General features: G+C 35.0%; 1 protein-coding gene. It reads left to right on the top strand.

Annotated elements, in window-relative coordinates:
• Window positions 1–61 precede the first annotated feature (61 nt).
• Window positions 62–2,746, top strand: coding sequence for a hypothetical protein (locus WG904_RS19545; RefSeq protein ID WP_339581041.1), 2,685 nt, complete (start codon window positions 62–64; stop codon window positions 2,744–2,746).
• Window positions 2,747–2,771 lie beyond the last annotated feature (25 nt).

Genomic DNA, 2,771 nt, shown 5'->3' with positions numbered 1-2,771 from the left:
AGGCGTATTCCAATAGACCTCTCCTCAACTCGAGGCAAGAATTAAAGAAGAAAAATACATTATGAAAAAAATTTTCCTTAACACAATCCTGTTTATCTGCTTATCCTTTGTCCTAAACGCACAGCAAAACTTAGCAAAAACAATTGCTTCAAAATTAGATGCTCGTTCGAAATTGCTTCCAATAGAAAAACTCTATTTAAATTTCGACAAGCCTTATTATTTATCGGGCGACACCATTTGGTTTAAAACCTATTTATTGAATGCCAGTCTGCAAGCAAATGCCATTAGCAAAAAAGTTTATATCGAATTAGTAAATGATAGCAATCAGGTAAAAGAAAGAAAATCTCTACTAATTGTTAATGGCGTAGCCTGGGGCGATTTTGCCCTCAAAGATATACCACAGGGCAATTATATTATCAGAGCTTATACCAATCTACAGCAGAACTTTAAGGATGATTATTTTTTTATCAAGCAATTTAATATTGGCCAATCAAATGAAAGCAGCTGGCTTCTTAGTTCAACCCAACAGATTGAAAATAAAGGCTCTTCTAAAAATCTGAATTTCACGGCTAAACTAACATCATTAAAAAACACTCCCATTGGTTTTAAAGATGTATACGTAACATTAATGAATGGCAAAAAAAATTTGTTTAAAAATAGCTTACAAACCTCTGTTGATGGGGTCTTAAAAGCATCTTTTAAAATTGAAGACGAGGGTATGAATAACAATATGCAAGTTATTATTCAAGACAAACTGAACAAAACACAAAAGGTAATTATACCGATTACCCAACCATCGCCTGATAAAATCGATCTGCAATTTTTACCTGAAGGAGGAGATATGGTTAATGGCATTAATGGGAAGATAGCTTTTAAAGCAACTGGCGAAGATGGAAGGGGTGTAAATATTAAAGGTAAAATTTTTAATGGAAAAAATGAAGTGGTGGTAAACTTTGAAAGTCAGCACAATGGAATGGGTAGTTTCTATCTGTTGCCAGCTACTGGCGAAAATTATGTCGCAAAAGTGAGTATGCCAAACACTAGCATCCAATCTTTTAATTTACCAATTGTCAAAAAAGAAGGTACAGCGTTAAGGATAGATAATTATTCCAACCTAGACTCTATTTACGTGTACATAAGAGCAACAGAAAGTATAAGAACAGACAAATTGTATAGCCTAATAGCGCAGAATGAAAATAACACAGTATATGCAACTAACATTAGTCTTAAAAATGGTTTCTATAATACAAGGTTGGCAAAAAAATCATTCCCAGATGGGATAACGCATTTTACAGTATTCGATAGCGACTTCTTGCCCCTAAATGAAAGATTAATCATGACTGGTGCTTTAGAAAAGGTAAATATGTTAGTTTCATCAAGCAAAAATGAATTCGAACCCTTAGATAGTATTGCCATTCAGCTTAGGCTAACCGACCAAAACAATTTACCATTATCCAATGGTAGCTATTCAGTATCAGTAACTGATGATAATCAGATAAAACTAGAAGATTATCCGTCAACTATTTTTTCACATTATCTTCTAACAAGTAGCCTTAAAGGGAATATCGAGGAACCTGAATGGTATTTTAGAGATAAGAGTCCAGTTACCCAACTCGCTTTAGACCACTTGTTATTAACGCAAGGTTGGGTAGGTTATCATTGGGAATCGATGCTAATTGATTCACAGTTCCCAAAATTTAAACCCGAAACAAGCATAGCAATTAATGGGCGTTTAAATACGGTATTAAATAGTCCGCTTCCCAATAGAAAAGTAAATTTACTTTCATTAGGAAAGGTAGTCATCTTTCAAGACACCATAAGCAACAAAGAAGGCCTGTTCTCATTCAATGATTTACCCCCTTTAGATAGTGTGGCATATTTGATCAAAGCAAAAACTGCTAACAATAAATCTTCTGCTGCCATTATTACGGTCAACGAGTTTATCCCTACGCTTTTAAAGGCCCCTTTTAATCAGAAAATTAAGCCTTGGTATGTTAATTCAGACCCTATAACATTTAATTACGCAAAGACTGTCAAGCAAAGGGTTTTAGCATATACTAAAAAGTATAATCAGCTGAGAGAAGTTGTGATTCTAGGAAAAAAAACATTTACGCCAGCGGGGTCTATCGAAGAAATTCCATTAAAAAGACACATTACAGAAGCCGAATTAAAAAAAGTGCCCCGTCGAACTTTACTGGAGTTATTGAGAGAAAAAGTTCCTGGTTTTGGAGTGGTTCCAAGATTTTATATCGAATCGCCAATGTTTGGAGCCTTTGCCGATGTACTCATTGATGGGTTAAGCACCAAATTACTGGGCGAAAATGACTTTGATGCTTCAAATCGATTCCTTTTTAGCTTCATGAATGCGGAAGACATTAAGGATGTGAAAGCCTTCAGAGGCTCAGGTGCTGCATTCTTGTTAATTACAACTCGGAGTGGCGCTGGCCCTTTTATTAGAAGAACGCCTGGAGTATATGTATACCGGCCTATTCCTTTTGCCATTCCTAAAACTTTTTATAGTCCTAAATATGCCGTTAAGCCCACTGAATCAATTTCCGATACTAGGGCTACACTTTTTTGGGAACCAAACTTAATTCCAGATCAAGATGGTAAAATTTCATTTTCATTTTATGCTAGTGAAAAACCCACAACTTATACCGTTATTATTGAAGGCACCGATTTTAATGGAAAATTTGCTTATCAGAAAAGCACAATAACGATTAAAAATAAAACAGAATCGAAATGATTTTAATATCATGCGTCATTGCGAG

Source organism: Pedobacter anseongensis (assembly GCF_037482965.1).
In the GTDB taxonomy this organism is placed as follows: Bacteria; Bacteroidota; Bacteroidia; order Sphingobacteriales; family Sphingobacteriaceae; genus Pedobacter; species Pedobacter anseongensis.
The sequence above is the reverse complement of the archived record's forward strand: the minus strand, read 5'-3'. Positions and strand labels throughout refer to the sequence as shown.